This is a genomic window from Microbacterium sp. CGR2, from assembly GCF_003626735.1.
GTDB lineage: Bacteria > Actinomycetota > Actinomycetes > Actinomycetales > Microbacteriaceae > Microbacterium.
This window is the reverse complement of sequence record NZ_RBHX01000001.1, coordinates 2334434-2354487: the sequence shown is the minus strand read 5'-3', so window position 1 is coordinate 2354487 and position 20054 is coordinate 2334434. Positions and strand designations below refer to the sequence as shown.

The 20054-nt window shown below is 66.4% G+C and carries 16 protein-coding genes; 3 read left to right on the top strand and 13 right to left on the bottom strand.

Translation table 11 applies throughout. The annotated features are described in order from the left end of the window. Position 1: 1 nt before the first annotated feature. Positions 2-1129 (bottom strand): glycosyltransferase, encoded by a 1128-nt coding sequence (locus tag D7252_RS11775; RefSeq protein ID WP_259461095.1) that lies wholly within the window; start codon positions 1127-1129, stop codon positions 2-4. Between the two features lie 108 nt (positions 1130-1237). Here D7252_RS11775 and D7252_RS11770 point away from each other — a divergent pair, with 108 nt between their 5' ends. Next, complete coding sequence (locus tag D7252_RS11770) at positions 1238-1936, top strand: glycosyltransferase family 2 protein (protein ID WP_251050711.1); 699 nt, start codon at positions 1238-1240, stop codon at positions 1934-1936. Positions 1937-1938: 2 nt separating this feature from the next. After that, positions 1939-2292, top strand: a complete 354-nt coding sequence (locus D7252_RS11765) for a DUF2304 domain-containing protein (protein ID WP_120775558.1) — start codon at positions 1939-1941, stop codon at positions 2290-2292. On the opposite strand, the gene D7252_RS11760 is transcribed toward D7252_RS11765, so the two are convergent. From D7252_RS11760 to D7252_RS11705, 12 genes are all read right to left on the bottom strand, one after another. Then, positions 2276-4177 (bottom strand): DUF6541 family protein, encoded by a 1902-nt coding sequence (locus D7252_RS11760; RefSeq protein ID WP_120775557.1) that lies wholly within the window; start codon positions 4175-4177, stop codon positions 2276-2278. The genes D7252_RS11765 and D7252_RS11760 overlap by 17 nt on opposite strands. Further along, the gene (locus D7252_RS11755; protein ID WP_120775556.1) at positions 4174-4911 is read right to left on the bottom strand and encodes an ABC transporter ATP-binding protein; all 738 of its coding nucleotides are present in this window, start codon (positions 4909-4911) and stop codon (positions 4174-4176) included. The genes D7252_RS11760 and D7252_RS11755 overlap by 4 nt, the downstream gene beginning before the upstream one ends. Further along, a complete protein-coding gene (locus tag D7252_RS11750) occupies positions 4908-5846 on the bottom strand; it encodes an ABC transporter permease (protein ID WP_120775555.1) in 939 nt (312 codons plus the stop codon). The genes D7252_RS11755 and D7252_RS11750 overlap by 4 nt, the downstream gene beginning before the upstream one ends. 99 nt (positions 5847-5945) lie before the next feature. After that, complete coding sequence (locus D7252_RS11745) at positions 5946-7382, bottom strand: hypothetical protein (RefSeq protein WP_120775554.1); 1437 nt, start codon at positions 7380-7382, stop codon at positions 5946-5948. Then, the gene (locus tag D7252_RS11740) at positions 7379-8077 is read right to left on the bottom strand and encodes a cytidylyltransferase domain-containing protein (RefSeq protein ID WP_120775553.1); all 699 of its coding nucleotides are present in this window, start codon (positions 8075-8077) and stop codon (positions 7379-7381) included. The genes D7252_RS11745 and D7252_RS11740 overlap by 4 nt, the downstream gene beginning before the upstream one ends. After that, positions 8074-9120, bottom strand: a complete 1047-nt coding sequence (locus D7252_RS11735; protein ID WP_120775552.1) for a nucleotidyltransferase family protein — start codon at positions 9118-9120, stop codon at positions 8074-8076. Before D7252_RS11735 ends, D7252_RS11740 begins: the two co-directional genes overlap by 4 nt. Further along, positions 9117-10235, bottom strand: a complete 1119-nt coding sequence (locus D7252_RS11730; RefSeq protein WP_120775551.1) for an N-acetylneuraminate synthase family protein — start codon at positions 10233-10235, stop codon at positions 9117-9119. The genes D7252_RS11735 and D7252_RS11730 overlap by 4 nt, the downstream gene beginning before the upstream one ends. Beyond that, the gene (gene neuC / locus D7252_RS11725; protein ID WP_147406731.1) at positions 10232-11395 is read right to left on the bottom strand and encodes a UDP-N-acetylglucosamine 2-epimerase; all 1164 of its coding nucleotides are present in this window, start codon (positions 11393-11395) and stop codon (positions 10232-10234) included. Before neuC ends, D7252_RS11730 begins: the two co-directional genes overlap by 4 nt. After that, entirely contained in the window at positions 11392-12549 is a 1158-nt protein-coding gene (locus D7252_RS11720) for a LegC family aminotransferase (protein WP_120775549.1), read from the bottom strand. The genes neuC and D7252_RS11720 overlap by 4 nt, the downstream gene beginning before the upstream one ends. Beyond that, on the bottom strand, positions 12546-13541 hold the full coding sequence (locus D7252_RS11715; protein WP_120775548.1) for a GDP-mannose 4,6-dehydratase: 996 nt from the start codon (positions 13539-13541) through the stop codon (positions 12546-12548). Before D7252_RS11715 ends, D7252_RS11720 begins: the two co-directional genes overlap by 4 nt. 30 nt (positions 13542-13571) lie before the next feature. Next, positions 13572-16841, bottom strand: a complete 3270-nt coding sequence (locus D7252_RS11710) for an LGFP repeat-containing protein (protein ID WP_183055276.1) — start codon at positions 16839-16841, stop codon at positions 13572-13574. 194 nt (positions 16842-17035) lie between these two features. After that, positions 17036-18109: a glycosyltransferase gene (locus D7252_RS11705; RefSeq protein WP_120775546.1), complete on the bottom strand. Its 1074-nt coding sequence runs from the start codon at positions 18107-18109 to the stop codon at positions 17036-17038. 121 nt (positions 18110-18230) lie between these two features. On the opposite strand from D7252_RS11705, the gene D7252_RS11700 reads away from it, so the two are divergent. Further along, the gene (locus D7252_RS11700; protein ID WP_120775545.1) at positions 18231-19994 is read left to right on the top strand and encodes a DUF4012 domain-containing protein; all 1764 of its coding nucleotides are present in this window, start codon (positions 18231-18233) and stop codon (positions 19992-19994) included. Positions 19995-20054 lie beyond the last annotated feature (60 nt).

The following is a 20054-nucleotide window of genomic DNA, read 5'->3' as shown; positions in this document are numbered from 1 at the left end:
TCTACTGGCCGCCGCGGCGCGAACCTCGATGCGCGCCGCGAACGACTTCGGCAGCCCGCTCCCCCACTGTGCGCAACGAGGCGTTGCCGACCGCCCATGCGACGCGGTCAGGACGCGTGCGCTCGGTTGAACCGTCGGCCCACGCCGCGAGCAAACGCCGCATCGCTGCGCCGACCTCGTGCGCGTCGAACCCCACTGCCTCGCCCAGGTCTCCGCCGCGCACGACCTGTCCCCCGGTATCCGCACCGGCGAAGAGCACCGGCGTGCCGACGGCCGCCGCCGCATACGTCTTCGTCGGTCGAGCGAAGTCGTAGCCGATACCCGGGACGATGCTGACGAGGGCAGCCACGGACCCGCGAATCCAGGAGGCCGACTCTGCCGGCCCCACAAGGCCGCCGAAATGGACGCGCCCTGGCACGAGCTGCTCGGCCAGCGCCCGCAACTCGGATTCCACGGCGCCCTGACCGAAGAACCGGATCTCCACCTCGGGGTCGGCGATATCCGCAAGAGCGCGGATGAACACGTCCGGTTGCTGCCATTCCGACATCGTGCCGGTGTAGACGAAGTACGGCCGGTCCGTCGCGGCCGCCGGCACATCCGGGGAGAACACGTCGGTATCGATGCCGTTGCCGACCGTCGTCACACGATCCGGCCGACCGCCGATGGCGCCGAGGCGCTCGGCGACCTCGCTCGACACGGCGACCGCTCCGGCGGCCCGCCAGAGCACGAAGCTCTCGATCGCACGCATCACAGCGACGACCGCGCGTGGCGCGGCCATCGACGCGACGGCGTCCGTCCAGACGTCGCCGGGGTAGTAGACCAGCGGGCGTCGTGTGATGGTCGACACCACCGCAGCGACCGCTCCCGTGGTCGGAGGCGCTTCGGCGATGATCACATCCGCCCGGTGGAGGAGCAGCCGGAAGAACAACGGAATATCGAACGACAGATACTGCACATAGCCCCGGATCGCTCCGGAACGATCACGGAGGACCGGAGCGCGACGCACGGTGATTGCCGGCGGATCCTCGATCGCGGAACCGCGGGGTGGGCGGCTGGTGAGCACCGTGACATCCGAGTCCTGTGCCAGTGCGCGGGCGAGAGCATCCATCCGGAAGCTGGCCGCTGTCACCTCTGGCGCGTACAACCTCGTCGCGATGACGACGCGTCTTCTCCTCGGCATCGTGCCCCTGCTGCTCGATTGACCGGCGTCCGAACCGACACCTGACACAATAGAACCATGTCCATGAGCGTCCCCGCGCCTTCCTCCCCCGACCGCAGCGCCTGGGTCGTCATCCCCCTCTACAACGAGGCGAGCGTCATCGGCGGTGTGGTCGAAAGTCTGAAGCCGCATTTCGCGCACATCGTCTGTGTCGACGACGGCTCCACCGACGGATCCGCACGCGAAGCCGCGGCAGCCGGTGCCCATCTGGTGCAGCACCCGGTGAACCTCGGCCAGGGCGCCGCTCTTCAGACCGGTTTCGCCTTCGCTCTCTCCCACCCGGAGTGCGAGTACATCGTCACGTTCGACGCCGACGGGCAGCATCGCATCGAAGACGCACTCGGGATGCTGCAACTCGCCCGCCGCGACGACGTGGCCATCGTGTTCGGGTCTCGATTCCTCGACGACCGCACGAACCCCGGTTGGATCAAGAAGGTCATCCTCAAGACCGCCGTGTGGGTCACCAACCTCACGACCAGCCTCAAACTCACCGACGCGCACAACGGTCTGCGAGTGATCCGGCGCGATGCCGCCGAGGCCATCGATCTTCGTCAGGACCGGATGGCCCACGCCACCGAGATCGTGCTCGAGCTCGGCCGTACGGATCTCCCGTGGAAGGAGTACCCGGTCGAACTCCTCTACACCGACTACTCGAAGGCGAAGGGTCAAAGCGTGCTCAATTCAGTCAACATCCTCGTCGATCTGGTGGTGCGCTGACCATGTGGATCCAGTTCCTGTTGATCACCGCGATCGTCATCCTGGCCGTGTTCATGATGCGCCGCACCGGCGCAGACAGTCACCTCGCCATTCGACGACTTCTGATGGGCCTGTTTGTGGTCGCCGCCGTACTCTCGGTGTTGTTCCCGCAGTGGCTGAGCTGGCTGGCGAGCCTCGTCGGCGTCGGCCGCGGAACAGACCTCGTGCTGTACGCGCTGATCGTGATGTTCCTGGCGTTCGTCTACTCCCAGTACCGGCGAAACATCGCTCTGCAGCGGCAGCTGACGCTCCTCGCCCGAAAGATCGCCTTGCTCGAGGCGTCAGAGAACGAGAATCGCCCTACTCACAGCCCGTGAGCTCGTAGAGCACCGCATCCCCCACCTGGGCAACCTCGGTCAGGATCGGTGAGTCGTCGAGGTCATGCAGTCCGTCGTACGTCGTGTAGTGGTTCTCGAAGAGCACCGTGTCGCCGAAATCGAACGCGTGCGTCACACCGAGCCGTTCCGCCGCCGCGCACACCTCCGGACCGCCGTCGGCCAGATATCGCGCAAGGAGCGCGGCATCGGCGCCGTACCGTCCCGTGACATGGGGAAACACGACGTCGTGCCCTGTGTACGCGTACAGGAGCCCCGCGCCGGTCAGCGGATCACCGATGACGAGACCGTCTTCCGGCAGCTCAGCGTCGATCTGCTGGAACAACGCCGCCTCATCGGGCGACAGCCCTTGGGACGTCTCGCCGAACTCGAAACTCACCCAGCGCATGTATCGAACCTCATCGCGCACCGCGAGGAGATGGGTGGCTGCGGCGACCGCGACGAGCGCGACCACGGCGACCGCCCGAACCCGGCGCCCCGAACGCCATGATTCCAGAAGCCACTGCGCCACGATGCTCGCGCCGAGTGCCGCGAGCGGGAGGCCCCAGATGGCGAGCAACGCCCCCACGCGGGTCGTGTCGTCGTACCAGACGCCGACGAAGAAGCTGCGGATCGACAGGAAGGGAAGCCACGTCGAGGCCAGGAACAGGAGGATGCTCACCGAGTAGGAGGCAAGGATCCACCAGGTGCGGTCCTTGACCAGTCTCCAGATCCCGATCGCCGCCAGCGGTCCGAGCAGGATGCCGGCAGCGCGACCGACCGGGCTGAGGAACGCGACTTCGCCGAACGCCTGAGCCAGACTCTGCGTCGGGCGCCACTCGTGAGTCGTGACGTTCGCTTCGATCCACACGACGACGAGCGCCGCCAGGCCGCCCAGTACGACGATGCCCACGACCACGCGGATCACAGTGCTTCCGGCGCGTGCGGTACGCCAGGCCCGCCAGAGCAGATACGGCACGAGAAGCGCGACCGCACCCAGCAGAGCCGAGGGATGACCGAGCGCCGTCGCGCCCGCCGCAGCAAGTGCGACGAGGATCCGCAAGGTGCGCGCCGCCCACGACTGACCGGGAGCGAACGCCACCAGCACCGACGCCAAGAGGATCGGAACGAGCACCGTTCCCAGAAGACCGGGATACAGCACGCCCCAGTTGAGGAACCCCAGAGGGAAGACCACGAAGCCGAAGCTCACCAGCGGGGCCCAGATGGCCGCACCCGGGTGCCGTGGGAACGCCACGGCTGCCAGAGATGCGAGTGCGACGGGCCAGATCAGTGCGATGACGGCCAGCGTGGTGACATTCGTCGCCGCCACCACGCTGCCGGCCGCGGGCACGATCAGGGCGACGAACGCGTGCCAGAGCGTGGGGTAGAACGAGATCTCCTGGGTGGGGTACACCATCGTCATGTGCAGCGGAGACGCGTCTCCGGTCTTCGCGATGAACTCCACGGCATTGAGGTGGAAAAGACCGTCGTACAGCTGAGACGGGTCGCCGGGGCCGCCGATGCCGTAGGCGACGATGATTCCCCAGCCGACGAAGGCCACGGCCACCGCGGCCCACGCCCCTGCGCCCTGTGCGGCCGACGGAGCGACCTCACGCGGGGTGTGTCGCCGGTCGAAGAATCGCAGTCCTCCGGCGATGGCCCAGACGACGACCGTCACGACGGCGACAGGGAGAAGCCCCCAGCGCATTCCCATCAGTGGTCCGGCGAGCGCAGCGGTCGCGATCACGCCGAGGGAGACGGCGATCGCCACTCCGAGGCGCGCGATGGGGCGCACCCCGCGCAGACACAGCGCGACCGGCAGTCCGGGAAGAACCAGGAGAGACAGGGCGAGCAACAGGGCCGGCACCTGCCCGAGCCATTCGCTCATGCGTCCACCAGAGCGATGGCGCCCTCGACCTCACCGTCATAGACGACCTCGCCCTTGTTGAGCACGATGCCTCGCGTGCACAGTTCGCGCACCATCTCCATGTCGTGGCTGACCACGACGAGGGTCTTTCCCTGCGAGATGAGTTCCTCGAACTTCAGGCGGCACTTCTCACGGAAGGGCACATCGCCCACGGAGAGGATCTCGTCGACGAGGAGGACGTCGAGTTCCACGTGGATCGCGACGGAGAAAGCCAGCCTCATGAACATCCCGGAGGAGTAGTGCTTGACCTCCTGGTCGATGAACTGTTCGATCTCGCTGAACGCGACGATCTCGTCGTAGCGGGCTTCGATCTCGTGCTTCTTCATACCCAGAATGGCGGCGTTGAGGAAGACGTTCTCGCGTCCGGAGAGCTCGGGGTGGAACCCGGCGCCGACTTCGATGAGGCCGGCAACCCGGCCCCGTGTGAGCACCACACCGTCGTCCGGTTCCATGACGCCGGAGATGAGCTTCAGAAGTGTGGACTTCCCTGAACCGTTGAACCCGAGGATCGCGACGGACTCGCCTTCACCGATCGCCACGTCGATGCCCTTGAGCGCTTCGAATTCACTCGTCAGCTTTCGTCGCTTGATCCAGGAGACGACCGTGTCCTTCAGCGAGAAGGCATGGTTCAGCGTGAAACGTTTGCGCACGCCGTCGATGATGATGCTGGGTCTTGTTGCCGTCTGAGCGCTCATAGGTCTTGCGCGAACCTTCCCTCGAGACGTCGGAAGACGAATTGACCGAACAACAGCGTGGCCAGCGCGATGAGGAACGTCCACAGCGTGTTCCAGGCCAAGCCCGGCGGAACGGGGATCATGAGTTCGCCGACGTAGCTCGACGCCGAGACCATTCCTTCCGTGGCGGGACGCCAGAATGCGTAGTGGAAGAGCTCCACACCCTGAGTGATCGGATTCAGCAGGTACAACTCGACGATCCACTCCGGCCACCCGAGTCGGTCGACGATCGCGTCTTGCACCTGCGTCCAGGCGTACAGCACCGGAGAGGCCCAGGTCGCCAGGAGCAGCAGCAATTCGACGATGTTCTCGGCGTCGCGGAAACGCACGTTCACGGCGCCGAAGAAAAGGCCGAGGCCGAGGCTGAAGATCATCACGATGATCATTCCGGCGAAGATCGCGAGCACCGAGAAGATCGACACATGCGCGACCCACCCCATCAGCAGACACACGACCAGCAGGAGCCCGACCTGCGGGAGGAAATGCACGAAGGCGACGATCACCGAGGAGACGGCGAAAAGCTGTCGAGGGAGGAACACCTTGCGCACCAGCGGAGCATTGCCGACGATCGAGGACGTGGCGTTCTTGAACCCCTCGGAGAAGAGGTTGATGACGACGATGCCCGAGAAGAGGTACACCGCGTAGTTCGGCAACCCCCGATCGAGGTCCATGAAGATCCCCAGGACAACCCAGAAGACGAGGAATTGGGCGGCTGGCCGCACGTATGACCAGGTCCACCCGAGCACGGAGTTGCGGTAACGCGTGGTCACGCCCGTGCGCACCAGCAGGTTCAGCAGGTAGCGCCAGCGCACGACATCGATCAGCCCGCGGCTCTTACCGGGGGTGTCGAACTCGGAACGCGGGACGGCGGCGAAAAGATCTCGGGTATCAGTCACAGGCCCACTCAATCGGCAGTGGCGACGAGGACCGCCACGATGTCATCAGTCTAAAGCACGGTCCTCCGTGCATACCCTGGAGGGCTATCGCCGGCGACGTCACGACGCGCGCGCCGCGAGCGTCGTCGAGAGCCAGCCTCGAAAAGTCTCGATCGAGTCGGACGCCCAGATATCAGGGTCGGGTGCGGATGCCGATGTGCGCTCGTCCTGCGCGTCCAACACTCTCTTCGCTGCCTCCGCGGCGTCGACCACTCGTGGTCCGAAGATGTCGCCGATGATGGTCGACGCGAAGTCGTTGTCGCGCGCCACCACGACGCAACCGAAGGCTACGGCCTCGAACAGGACCGTGCTGGCCACGCCGACGACCACCTTCGTCTTGGACAAGGAGTCGTACACATCTGCACTCGTGTCGACGGAGACACCCGCTGCCACCGAGAGTCGAGGGTAGCGAAGGATCACCTCGCCGCGCTCGGCGGGGTGAGGTCGGAAGGTGACCTCCCACTCCGCCGGCAGCGCGGAACGAAGCGCGAGCACGAAAGCGTCGGTCTGATCGGGCTCAGCCCGAGAAGAGACCACGAGCACCGTCTTCGGCCGATCGCGCGCTGCGACCGCTGCGCGCCGCTCCAGATGCGGCTTCCCCACCGCCGTCACCCGGGAGGGGTAATCGATCGACTCCGACCAGAACCGGCCGAAGGTGAGGAGCTCGTCGGGTAGAGCGCGCCGCAACGACGCCTCGTCGAAGGCGCGACCGTAGTTGTACGCGGCGTGAGACGGGCCGATCCAACCGTGCTGAGGTTCGACGACGAGAGCTCCCGCGTCCTTGAAGACCCCGACCGACTCACCGTTGTATGTGTACGACGCGGTGTCCATGATCACGACGCGTGGGCGGACGCGACGGACGACGCGTCGCAGCTCGGCGAGTTCGTGGGGCCTGTGCGCCTCGGACCGCAAGACGAGAGCCCTGAGCTTTCTCCGGAACGGATCGCCCACACCGAGACGCTCACCGTAGAAATCCACCAGTCGGTCGATTGTCTCCATCGTCTGCGATGGGGGCCGGTAGCCGCGCGCCCACAACCGTGAGCGCGCCGAGGCCGCCTCCATGCTCACCGTCGGCGAGAACGACGGATATCCGTCCGCGGACGGAATGGGACGACGTTGCACGACGATCGAATCGGCTGACTCGGCGAAGTCCTCGACCAACCAGTTCCGAGCGCGATCGCCCTCGGCGCTGGTCGTTCCTCCTCCGACGTAGAAGAGGACCTCGTGGGGACGAGCACGAAGCCGCGCATCCCAGCGGCTCGGAAGGAAGGCCTTCGAAAGCCTCCGCAGTTCTGCGGTACGGCTCCAGTTGTTCGTGTCCACCTCAAGGCTGCCGGTCGTCTGTGCTGACAGCGCCAGTGCGAACCGCATTCTGACCTGCGCCCAGAAGGGCACGGTGGAGCCGGGCAGGATCTCGAAGAGCTCGTCGGGCGCGGCATTCTCCAGGTCGACGAGCGACTGTACAGCGTGACTGCGTGCCAGCGGTTCGTGGCTCACAAGTCAACCCGCTGGTTCATGAGCCACTCGACGACGCGGAAGTCGAACTCGCTGTCGACGTCGATCGACCGATCTGATGGCATCTCATAGAGGATCGTCGACGGGAAGAACACGACCTGGTCCTCGAGAAGGGATTCCCGACGCCAGACGTAGATCGAGCCGTTCATGTCGAAGCATCGAGGCGCATCCTGCCGCCGCAGCACGGCATCATCCGGCTTCTTGCTGACTGCGACCGTGCCGTCCGGCTGCTCCTCGACCAGATTGAAATAGGGGTTCCGGCGCGCTTCGGCACCGGTGATGAGAGATTCGACTTCCCCCGCCTCGAACATCTCGACCGCAGCGCGGATGTCTTCGACGGTGCGCAGCGGACTCGTCGCGTCCAGGTCGACGCAGACCTCGTACCGCTGCCCTGTGCGCTCCTCGGTCGAGCGCACGGCGTGGGCGATCGCGGGAACCTTGCCTGCTGTGTCGGTGGCCATCTCCGCCGGCCGACGGACGACTCCCGTCGCGCCGAACGTCTGAGCGAGCGCGAGGATCTCCTCCGAGTCGCTGGATACGACGACCTCGTCGAACAGGCCGGTCGCCACCGCCTGCGCGACCGAATGGCCGAAAAGAGGACGCCCCGCGACGACACGCAGGTTCTTGCCCGGTACGCCCTTGGACCCCGCGCGCACTGTGATCGTACAGATTCTCATCGTTGTCTCCGCTCCCATGCCTGACGCGCGCGCTCCAGGTCTTCCGGTCGGCCCACGTCGATCCACTCCTCATGGATCTCGAAGGCCCCGACCCGCTGCCCTGCCTCCATGAGACGAGCAAGGAGGGTCGGCATGTCGCAGTACTCATCCGCGACCAGTGATTCCAGCGCACGCGGCTGGAGCACGTACATACCCGCGCTGACAAGTTCGCTGTGGTACGGCTTCTCGGCAAGCGCGACGACATCGTCGCCTTCACGCCTGATCACGCCGAACGGGATCTCGAATCCGTACTCGCGCGCACCGATCGTCGCCGCGGCATCCATCCCCTGGTGGAACGCCAGCATCCGTCGTAGATCGACCTGTGTGAGCAGATCCGAGTTCATGACGACGAACGGCACCGCTATCTCGTCCTGCAACTGTGCCAGTGCTCCGGCGGTTCCCAGCGGAGCGGGTTCGTGCAGGTAGGTGATCTCGAGGTCCAGTCGGCTGCCGTCTCCGAGGTGCTCCTCGATGAGGTGGCCGAGGTGGTTCACCGATACGTACACTCGGCGGAAGCCCTGATCGTGCAGCCGTCCGAGGATGATGTCGATCATCGGCACATCCCCGAGCGGGACGAGCGGCTTCGGGATGTCCTTGGTGATCGGATACAGCCGCTGGCCCCTCCCACCCGCCATGAGCACCACAGGGGTGTCGAGCGGCGTCGCGATGCTCTGCCTCTCCCCCACGACGTCGACCATCCGACCGCCGTCGTCGACGACCGCGACGATGCGGATGCCGCGCTGAGTCTTGAGCGCGTCCACGTCCTGCTGGGTCGCCGAGGGGTGCACGGTTGCGGGAGCGCGGTTCATGACCGAGTCGACGCTGTCCTCCAGAGCCGATCCCGAGAGAAGGCCACGGCGGATGTCGCCGTCACTCACGGCGCCGACGAGCCTTCCGCGGGCGTCCTCGACGAAGACGACCTGGAGTCCCCCGCGATCCAGCCGCGCGAGGGCCGTTCGGATGCTCGTCTCCGGCGTGACGATCAGCGATTCCCTGTCGATCATGACTCCTCGCCCTCTGGCGACCGATAGATGAGATCTCCACGACGGTAAGCGCGGGTCGCCGGCGCGCCGACGACGTCCCAGAAGTCGAACGACGTGCGACCGGATGCCGGGCGGAAGCACGCCAGGTCGGACTCCGCAACGATCTGCCCCTCTGCGATGTCGGCCGTGACGACGAGGCTGCGCCGAACGACGGCACGATTGCCTTCCTCCACCGGCTGGCATCGTTTCTCCTCTGAGCCGAGGAGGACGGGGACTCGGCGGAGAGCAGCGACGTAGTCGCGCAGCCCGTCGGGATCGAGGGAGGCAGCGTGGTCAGGTCCCTCGGCATCCACGTCGAAAGTGAAGTGCTTCTCGACGACGGCGGCGCCCAGACCCACCGCCAGCACGGAGGCGAGCGACCCGAGCGAGTGATCCGAGTAGCCCACACGGTGACCGAACGTCGACGCGATGGTCTGCATGGCGCGGAGGTTCAGGTGCTCGTCGGCGGCCGGATACTCGGTGGTGCAGTGCAGGATCGTGACGTGCTGTGCGAAATCGAGGTGCTCATGGCGCGCCTGCCAGGTCTGATCCAGCACATCGTCGGTGAGACGGCTTCCCCGCTCGAGCGATCCCTTCGCCTGCGCCACGCCGGCCGCGATGAAGCGCAGGGCGCGCTCGATCTCCGGCATCTCCGCCATCCCGGTGGAGAGGATGACGGGCAGTCCCGTGCGCCCGGCGGCTACCAGGAGCGGCGCGAAGGTCAGGTCACCGGAGGCGATCTTCACCATCGGGATGCCGAGTTCGCTGACGAGAAAGTCGAGACCGGCGACGTCGAACGCCGTGGAGAGGAACTGGATGCCCTGCGCATCGCAGCGGTCGCGCAACTCGCGGAACTCGTCCTGGCTCAGTTCGAGCTGGCGCAGGAGGTCGTGCTGTGAACGGCTGTCTTCGTCCGACGTCCGCTGATAGTCGGCGAGCGCCGCGCTCTCGAGCGCGAGGTTGTCGGCCGAGAACGTCTGGAACTTGACGGCGTCCGCTCCTGCAGAGGCCGCGAGGTCGATGAGTTCCTTGGCGGTGGCGAGCGATCCGTTGTGATTGACGCCTGCTTCGGCGATCACGAAGACACCTTCGGTCATGAGTGCGAACTCTCCTTCAGGTCGTGAAACTTCTTGCGGGGCGGCCGCGGCACATCAGCGTCACGGAGAATCTGGGTCGTTCGGGACGCGAACCCTGGACCGCCGAAGATCGCCGTTCCCTCGGGCCGCGCCCGATCGCTGAGCGCCTCTCGGACAGCTTCTGCGATCGAATCTCGATGGGGCGACGGCACGGCGACGCTCGCGGAGAGCGGCCGCCCCTTCTGCCGATCGCCGACCAGCACCGAGGGGATGCCGAGCACCGGAGCCTCCAGCACCGTGCTGGAGGAGTTGCCCACCACCACCGCCGCTGCGGCCATCGCGCTCAAATACCCCAGCTGGCCGAATGATTCGACGAAATCAACTCGATCGGGGCGAGCGGCCACGAACTCTTCGATGCTTCGACGCACGTCCGCCGTACCGATGTCGGAGTTCGATCCGGTGATGACGACATGCAGTTCTGGCACCGCCAGCAACCCTTCGAGAAGTTCCTCCAGCAGCGATTCCGGGGAATCGACGTCCATCACTGCCGGGTGGAACGTCACCAGCGCCGTCGGCTCGGGAAGACGGATGTCGAACCGCTTCTCGACCTCTTCGCGCGGGAGCAACTCCAGCGCGCTCAGAGCGTCGACGATCGGAGCGCCGTGGAAATGCACCCGGTCCGGCTCCTCGCCGAGCTGGATCACGCGGCGTCGGTGCTCCTCCGTCGAAGCGAAATGCAGATAGGCCATCTTCGTGATCGAGTGCCGCAGCGCATCGTCCATCGCACCCTCGGTGAGTTCGCCACCATGGACATGGGCTACCGGGACGGAGAGGATCGTCGCTGCCGTCGTCGCGGCGAACGCTTCGAGCCGATCGCCCAGCACCACCAGGACGTCGGGATCGAGGGCACTGAGGGCCTCCGCGTAGAGCGGGAGAGCCTTGCCCACATCAGCCGCCACGGCAAGCCTGCTGTCCGACGCAGACCAGATCGGCACCGATGCGGCGATGCGCAATCCGTCGGCGGCAATCTCCGATTCGGTGCGCCCGAACGCGTCGATAAGGTGCGTTCCGGTGGCGATGATCTGCAGGTCGAGTTCGGCGTCGGCCTCGATCGCTCGCAGCAGGCCGCGCAGGAGCCCGTAGTCGGCACGCGTGCCGGTGAGGACGGCGATGCGCCTCATGCGCGTGCCAGTGCCGGCGAACTGGGGATGCACACCGCACTGGCGTGCAGCGCTTCCGCGACGGGCGTCGGCGCGTGCGGAAGATGCCGGTAGGCGGCCTGCCGATGCAGCAGGTTCCAGAACGGACGGCATTGCAGACCCGCGTCATTCGTCGCCTCGAGCAGTTCGTCTCGACGAGCCATACCGCCCTCCGTGCGCACAGCGCACAGCCAGTAGTTGCTCTCGGTCCCCTCCGGTTCCGCGAGGAACGTCAGGTCGGCGGCACCGTCGAACGCCTCCTGGTAACGCGTGGCCAAGCGTCGCTTCGCCGTGAGGAACTCGGGAAGGCGTTCGAGCTGGGCCACGCCCAAGGCGGCGTTGAGATTCGGCATCCGGAAGTTGTACGCCACCTCGTCGTGCTCGAACTCCCAGCGGTGGGCGAGTTTCGCGGTCGTCGTGAGGTGACGGGCGCGGCGGGCGAGCTGCTCATCGTCGGTCAGGATGATTCCCCCGCCGCCGGTGGTCAGGATCTTGTTGCCGTTGAAGCTGAGGATGCCGAGAATCCCGAAAGTGCCGGTGTGGCGAGAGCCCACCCGACTGCCCAATGATTCGGCGGCGTCTTCGACGACGGGGATGCCGAAGGAATCGGCGAGTTCGACGAGCTCGGCGATGCGCATCGGGTGGCCGAGCGTGTGCATCGGGACGATGGCGCCGATCCTGCGGCCCGTCGCGGCGTTGATCAGGCCATTCGCGCTCGGTTTCGCCGCGCGGAGAACGGCACCGACCGCCTCGACGGACAGCCCGAGCGTCTCCTCGTCGCTGTCGACGAAGTACGGCTGCGCACCGGCGTGTGACACGGCATTCGCCGTCGCGACGAATGAGAGCGCCGGCACGATGACATCATCACCGGCAACGACTCCGGCCAGTTCCAGAGCGACCTGAAGCGCCGACGTGCCGTTCGACACGGCGATGGCGTATCCCGCCCCCACGAACTCGGCGATTCCCTGCTCGAACTCCCCCACGAAGCTCCCCACGCTCGACACGAATGTCGAATCGAGGCACTCCTTCACCTTCTGCTTCTCGGCATCGGTGATGTCGGGGATGTGGAGCCCCACGAACGGTTCGTCGCCGACGACGCACCGCACCGTGCGGACGAAGTCCTCAGCGCTCGTCATACGACGTAGGCGTCGGTGCGGTACCGGGCCAGGTTCGCAGGGTCGGTGAACCACTCAGCGGTCTGGCGCAGTCCTTCTCGGAAGCCGTCGACACCGGTGAAGCGCGGGCTCCAGCCGAGGATCTCTCGCGCCTTCGAGTTGTCGGAGAACAGACGCTCGACTTCGGAGTTGGCCGGCCGCAGACGCGCCGGATCCTCGATGGCCACCGCATCGATGCCCATCGCCTCGGCGATGAGGTCGAATGTCTGCCCGATCGAGACTTCGAACCCGGCCCCGAGGTTGATCACCTCTCCGACACCTGCCGTGCTGGTGAGCGCGGTCGTGAAGCCGGACACGGTGTCGGGGACGAAGGTGAAGTCACGCGTCGGCGTGACGGCGCCGAGCTGGACTTCACGCTTGCCCGCGGCCAGCTGACTGATGATCGTCGGGATGACGGCCCGGGCGGACTGCCGAGGGCCGAACGTGTTGAAGGGCCGGATCGTGACGGCGGGCAGCGCGAACGAGGCGTGATACGAGTTCACCATCTGATCAGCGGCGATCTTCGACGCGGAATACGGCGACTGCCCCTGCAGCGGATGGCCTTCGTCCATCGGCACGTAGCGGGCCGTGCCGTACACCTCGCTCGTCGATGTGTGGATGAAGCGGCTGACGCCGGCGGCGCGGGCCGCGTTCAGCAGGTTGAGCGTGCCCTGGATGTTCGTCTGCACGTACAGATCGGGAGCAGCGTACGAATACGGGATCGCGATCAGCGCCGCCAGGTGCAGTACCGCGTCTCGGTCGCTCACCGCCGACATCATGAGCGCGGGGTCGCGCACATCCCCCGGGAGGAACTCGATCTGCGAAGCCACCTCCGGGTCGATGCCGTCGAGCCATCCGCGCGAATCGAACGAGTTGTAGAGGACGAGCGCCCGAACATCGTGACCGTCTCTGACGAGCTGCTCCGCGAGGTGCGATCCGATGAATCCGTCAGCTCCTGTGAGCAGTACCTTCATGCAGCCAGTCTATCCGAGCGCTCCTCGCGCCTACTTGGTGTACGACAGCTTCCCGCCTGCGAAGGACTGCGTGCACGTGGTCGCGGTGCACGTCTCCGCGCTCGTCGGCCATCCCAGATCGCCGCGGATCCATCCCCGTGCGCTGTAGAGATTCATCATCGCCGTCGACGACGCGAAGGTGCCGCGCGCGGAGGAGTGGATCCACCCGCCTGTGAACGCCTGTCCGAAGCCGTCGCCGTTGGGATCGGTGATCTGACTGACATTCCAGTCCGCGAACCCGAGGATGCTCTTCGCTCCACCCATCGATGCATAGAGCTTCGAGATATTCGCGTTCGTCGACGTCAGAACGATGTTCTCCCGTCCTTTCGTGGTGTTGATGGCTCCGTTCACGAAGGCCTGTCGGCACCCGCCGTTCGCACAGCTCTCGGCACCCACCGGCCAGCCCAGTGACCCGCGCACCCATCCTGCTTCACTGTAGTAATCCATGATCGCCGTCGACGACGTGAAGGTTCCACGGCTCGAGGAGTGGATCCAACCTCCGTCGAACTTCTGCGCGAAGCCGTTGCCGTTGCGGTCGGTGACCGCCGTCGCCGCGGCGACGGGATAGCCGAGGAAGCCCGCCGGGCCTCCGGCCGCCGCGTACGCCTTCTGGATAGCCGGGTTCTCTCCCATCAGGATCACCACGGCCGGCGAACCGGACTCGTAGCGGATGACGCCACCCTTGAACGACTGGGCGCAGGATCCGGAGTCGCACTTCTCCGCGCTGGTCGGCCAGCCGAGAGGCCCGCGGAGCCAGCCGGCCGCGCTGTAGGCCTTCATGATGGTGGCAGATGACGCGAATGATCCGCTTGCCGACGAGTGGACCCAGCCACCGTTGAACTTCTGGGCGAGGCCGTTGCCGTTCTTGTCGGTGACCGTCGCCTCGGCACCGGTCGGCCAGCCCAAGCTTCCTCGCAACCAGCCCGCCGCGCTGTAGGCCTTCATGATGGCGGTCGACGACGAGAACGCACCCTTCGCCGACGAGTGGATCCAGCCGCCGGCGAACTGCTGCGTCACTCCGTTGCCGTTCGGATCGGTCACCACCGTCTCAGCGCCGATCGGCCATCCGAGCTTTCCACGCACCCATCCTGCGGCGCTGTACGCGGACATCACCGGCGTCGACGACGCGTAGGTGCCCTTCGACGAGGAATGGATCCAGCCGCTCTTGAATCGCTGCGCGTCACCGTTGCCCTGTTTGTCCACGACGTGCTGCACCGTCCCGGCCGCGGCGCCCATCCATCCGGACACTCCCCCGAGACTCTGATGGAGCGTGCGGATGGCGGCCGTGATCTTGACCCCGTCGGAGCCGGCGGTGGCTGCCGTCAACGTTCCGTTTGCGAACGTCTGGGTGCATCCGAGGCTCGTGCACTTCTCTACACCGGAGGGCCAGCCCAGAGACCCGCGCAGCCACCCGGCTGCGGAGTAGAACGCCATGATCTGGCTCGAGCTGGCGAACGTGCCGCGAGCGCTGGAGTGGATCCAGCCGCCGGCGAACTGCTGCACATACCCGTTGCCGTTCGGGTCGGTGATCCGCTTCGCAGCCTGGAGCGGGTAGCCGAGCGGACCGGACTCGGCGCCTGAGGCGTTGTACACCTTCAGGATCGCCGCATTCGTGACCTCCGCGGGAGGACCCGCGGCGCCACCCTTGGTGTACTGCAACGCGCCGTGCTGGAACGACTGCGAGCAGATGTTTCCGGCGCAGGTCTCCGCGCTGGTGGGCCATCCCATGGCGCCCCGGATCCAGCCGGCTTTGCTGTACGCGGTCATGATGGTCGTGGAAGACGCGAACGTCCCCGCCGCGGAAGAGTGGATCCAGCCTCCGTCGAAGGGCTGAGCGACGCCGTTGCCGTTCGGATCGACGACGTTCTGAGCAGCCTTCACCGCGTGTCCGAGCGGTCCTGTCGATCCGCCCTGGGCCGTGTACACAGCCTTGATCTTGGCGTTGCTGACCGGGGGAACCACGTATGCGGGCTTACCCGAGTCGTAACGGATCACACCCCCCGCGAACGTCTGCAGACATTTCTGCGACGTGCAGGTCTCGGCGCTTGTCGGCCACCCGAGCGAACCGCGCAGCCATCCGGCGGCGCTGTACGCCTTCATCACGGTGCTCGACGAGGTGAACGTTCCGCGAGACGAGGAATGGATCCAGCCCTTGGCGAACTGCTGCGAGATGCCGTTCCCATTCGGGTCTGTGATGGCCTTGGGCGTACCGATCGGGTAGCCGAGCGTGCCGGTGAGACCGCCCTTTGCGACGTACTCCGTGTAGACGACGCCATAAACCGTGACGGGACCGAGCGCGGGCGTCCAGGTGATGACACCCTTCGCGTAGTTCCAGGTGCAGCGCGTCGAGGAGGTCGTGCAGTTCGGCTGCGGTCCGGCTTTGCCGAGGACGCCAGAGGCGCCCCCGAGGTTGGCGTAGACGCGGGATATCTCGCCGAGCGGGTTCATCCCCTGAGTCGAGCCGAACCAGTCCGTGAAGTAGTTGTAGAAGTTTCGATTGCCGTAGGCCGAGCACCGGTCGCCCTCGCCGTACCCGGCGCGAAGGGCTGCGGTGTTGGGCTGGTAAGGCGTGTAGTAGTACAGCGCGGCGGTGGCGTCGTTCGCGATCCGCACAGGCGATGATCCGCACGAAGCGTTCGGGTTGTACAGGATGTTCCAGGTCTTCCCGGGGGCGTACCACTGGAACCACTTGCCCTCCATGTAGATCTGCATCTGACGCGCGGCGCCGTAGATCTGATGGAAGAACCCGATGTACCCCGGGTCGCAGGGCGCGGTGTCGGGGCAACCCTGACCCAGCGCGATGTTGAAGCGCCATGCGCTGGGCCACGTGTGGGTGATGAGCCCCTGCTCCTTCTGGAGCATGACGATCAGCACCTGCGGGTTGATGTTGCACGCCTTGGACACGCGATAGATGATGCGCGCTGCGGACTCGTTCGCTGCGCCCTGGTAGCCGCTGCAGTACGCATCCGCCGGGCGAGTGACGGAGGAGATCTTGAAGTCCTTCAGGCAGACGATCGCTTTGCCGTCTTCGTCCCGGCCGCCCAGGCAGCGCGAGACCTTGCTGTTGAAGAACGACTGGATCTGCGCCTCGGTCATCGTGTTGTCGTTGGTGAACACGGTATCGCTGATGATGTTTCCGGCGTTGAATCCGACCAACGAGGTCTTGACGATTCCCGCAGCAGCCGGGTCGGCGGCGGCCCGCGACGCGCTTGCCGTTGCGCTCGATGAGACGGACGCGCTGGCGGCGGTGGCGGGGACCACCGTTCCAACGAACAAGGCGGAGACAGCAAGGAAACAGGTGAGGAGGCGGGAGATCCTCACAGTGTTTCGAGAGCGTGGGGCACGTCGAGACATGTGACCAGTGTGACGGAAGTTGCGCGATGATGCCACCGTTACTGGGAAACTGCTGCAAGAACGCGGCGTGTCGGACGGACCCGCAGGTGGCTTTCAGGTCATTACAGGTCTGCGTGCAGTGCCCAGACGCGTTCGGCAGCACCAGCCCAGGAGAATGCGCGCGAACGGTCGGCCGCGAGGACGCGCAGCCGCTCCGCACCTTCTCCCGCGGCCGTCGCGATCGCCTCGGCGAGCTCCTCGCGCGCGACCACCAGGCCACCGTCGGAGACGACGTCGCGATGGCATCCGACGTCGACCGCGACCACCGGAACACCCAGCGTCATCGCCTCCACCGCACGCCAGGGCCAGCCCGCCACGGTGCTGGTCGCGGCGTATGCCGAAGCGCCGGCCAGGACGGCTGCCCTGTCCTGAGCGGAGAGAGTGCCGCGCACGTGGGCCTGACGCTCGGGAAGCCCTGCAGCGGCCGCCACTTCCGCCAAGCGAGGCTCCGCCCCCTCGGGAGCATCGAGCACCACCGCATCGACGCCTGCCGCGACGGCACCCCGGAACCCCTCCGCGAGCGATGCCTCCGGTCCGGTCAGCACGACGTAGGCCTCCGGCAGCGACAGTGCCGCCCGGCGCTCGGCGCCGTCTGTCGGTACCGTGAATCCACCGGGCGCAGCGCCGGCGATCACCCGGATGCGCCCGTGCAGCTTGGCGATCTCGGACAGCCGTTCGGCGACCGCGTGCGACGGGACCACCACCGCATCTGCGTGCCGCACTGCGCGTCGCAGCATTCCCCGTTGCCACGCGACCGCGTTCTTCGGCAGTTGCTCCGGCGAGTCCCATGCCTGCAGATCCCACACGGTCACCGTGGTCTGATCGTTGTCGTGAACGCGGTCGTGCCGGACCAGCGGCGCCATCAGCGTCGCCGAATGGATGAGTCCGCCCCCGACACCCGGCGCGATCCCGAGCTGCCAGGACGCCGCCAATTCCCGACGTGCCAGCCCGAGGGTCCGTACCTGCGCGACTCCGGCGACAGGCACCTCCGCTCCCGCAGGGACGATGGCATCGACGCTGCACCCCGCCGGCGCCGTCGACACGAGACCGGCCGCCAGGTCCACAGCGGCGGTCGCGTGATCGGAGTCGACGACGTGCACGAGTTGATCCAGAACAATTCGCAGCCGAGCACCCATGCGGACAGGCTATCCCCGCTCTGCCATCGCCCCGTGGAGCGCAGGCCTCGAGCCGCGCGGCTGTCAGCTATCCCACAGCATCCGGCGCACGCCCGACACGGGTTCGTGCTTGAATGCTCACGTGAGCGACGGTCGACTTCCCGTGCGGCGCCGATGGATCGGCTGGACCGTCGGCATCGTGCTGACCCTCCTCGTCATCGCCGTCGGATGGGTCACCGTGCGCGGCATCGGCGCAGTCGGCGACCTGCAACAGGTGGCGAAGGGTGCGTCGCAGCTCAAGGCATCGATCGCCGATGGCGATCTCGAGGGAGCGGAGCCCATCGCCGCGACGATCGCCCACAACGCGGCGTCCGCGCACGAGTTGACCTCCGACCCGGTCTGGCACGCTTTCGGTCTGGTCCCCTGGCTGGGGCCGAACTTCCGCGCCGTCAGCGAGGTCGCCGCGATCGCTGACGAGGTCAGTGAAGACGCGCTGGCGCCGCTTCTCGACGTCGCCGCCCAGTTCGACCTCGCCAGCCTCGGATTCAGCGGGGGCTCCATCGATCTGACGCCGTTCGCCACGATCGAGGCGCCGCTGGGCACGGCGAGCGCATCGCTCACGTCCGCCCAGCTGCGCGCCCAGCGTATCGACGCGGACGCCACCCTCCCTCCCCTCTCCGAGGCGGTAGGCGAATTGCGCACAGCCGTCACCGAGGCCGCGACCGTGGTCGGGTCTCTGCATGGAGCTTCCGTCCTGCTGCCGACGATGCTCGGCGGCGAAGGGCCCCGCAACTACGTCCTCGCGATGCAGAACAACGCGGAGCTGCGCTCGTCGGGCGGCATCATCGGCTCGATCGCACTCCTGCATGCCGAGAACGGTACGATCACGCTGCAGAAACAGGCGTCGACGCTCGACTTCCCGCCTCTGGCGACATCACTGCCGCTGAGCGAATCCACGGTCGCCCTCTTCGAGGACAGCCCGGGCCGGTACCTGCAGAACATCACCAGCATCCCGGACTTCGCCGAGACAGGGCCCACCATCGCCACGCGCTGGCAGGGCCGCTTCGGCGGGGAGATCGACGGTGTCATCGCCGTGGATGCCGTGGTCGCCGAGCACCTGATGGCCGTGACCGGCAACCTGACCTTCGGTCCGTTCACCGCCACTGCCGACACCGTCACCAGCATTCTCCTCTCGGAGATCTACGCGGCGGTTCCCGATCCGGTCGTCCAGGACGAACTCTTCGCCCAGGCCGCAAGCGGCCTTCTCGGCGCCGCGCTGTCCGGCGGCGACCCGAAGGCGCTCATCGGCGCCCTCGCGAAGTCCGCCGACGAAGGTCGCATCCGCATCTGGAGCGCCCACGAATCGGAGCAGTCCATGCTGGCAGCCTCGGCCCTGGGCGGCACCATCCCCCTCGACAGTGCCGATGGAACCCACGTCGGCGTGCTGATCAATGACACCACCGGCGCCAAGATGGACTACTACACGCGTGCATCGATCTCGACGGCGGTCGGCACGTGCGAGGGTGAAGCGACCACCCAGGTGCAGGTGACCTGGACGAGCACAGCCCCTGCCGACGCCGCGACGTCCCTCCCGCCTTACGTCACTGGAGACGGTTTCTACGGCGTTCCCGCGGGCACCGTGCGGTCGCTCATCACGGTGTACGGTCCCGCCGGTGCCGTCCCGTCACACATCGATCGCGATGGCGCGGAAGAAGGAGTTCAGACGGCGATGATCGGCGATCGCTCCGCGGTGCAGCACGAGGTGTCCCTCACCCCGGGAGAATCGACGACCATCACCGTCGAGTTCCAGGGCACGGGTGCCGGGGAGAGGCTGACGACCATCTCACACACGCCGATGATCGAAGCTCCCGAAGAATCACGCGAAGAGCTGCGCTGCGGATCGTGACTTTCTTCGCTGGATAGGATACTGTCGGCCTCACTGGGGAATATCTGGGCTCTGTCATCT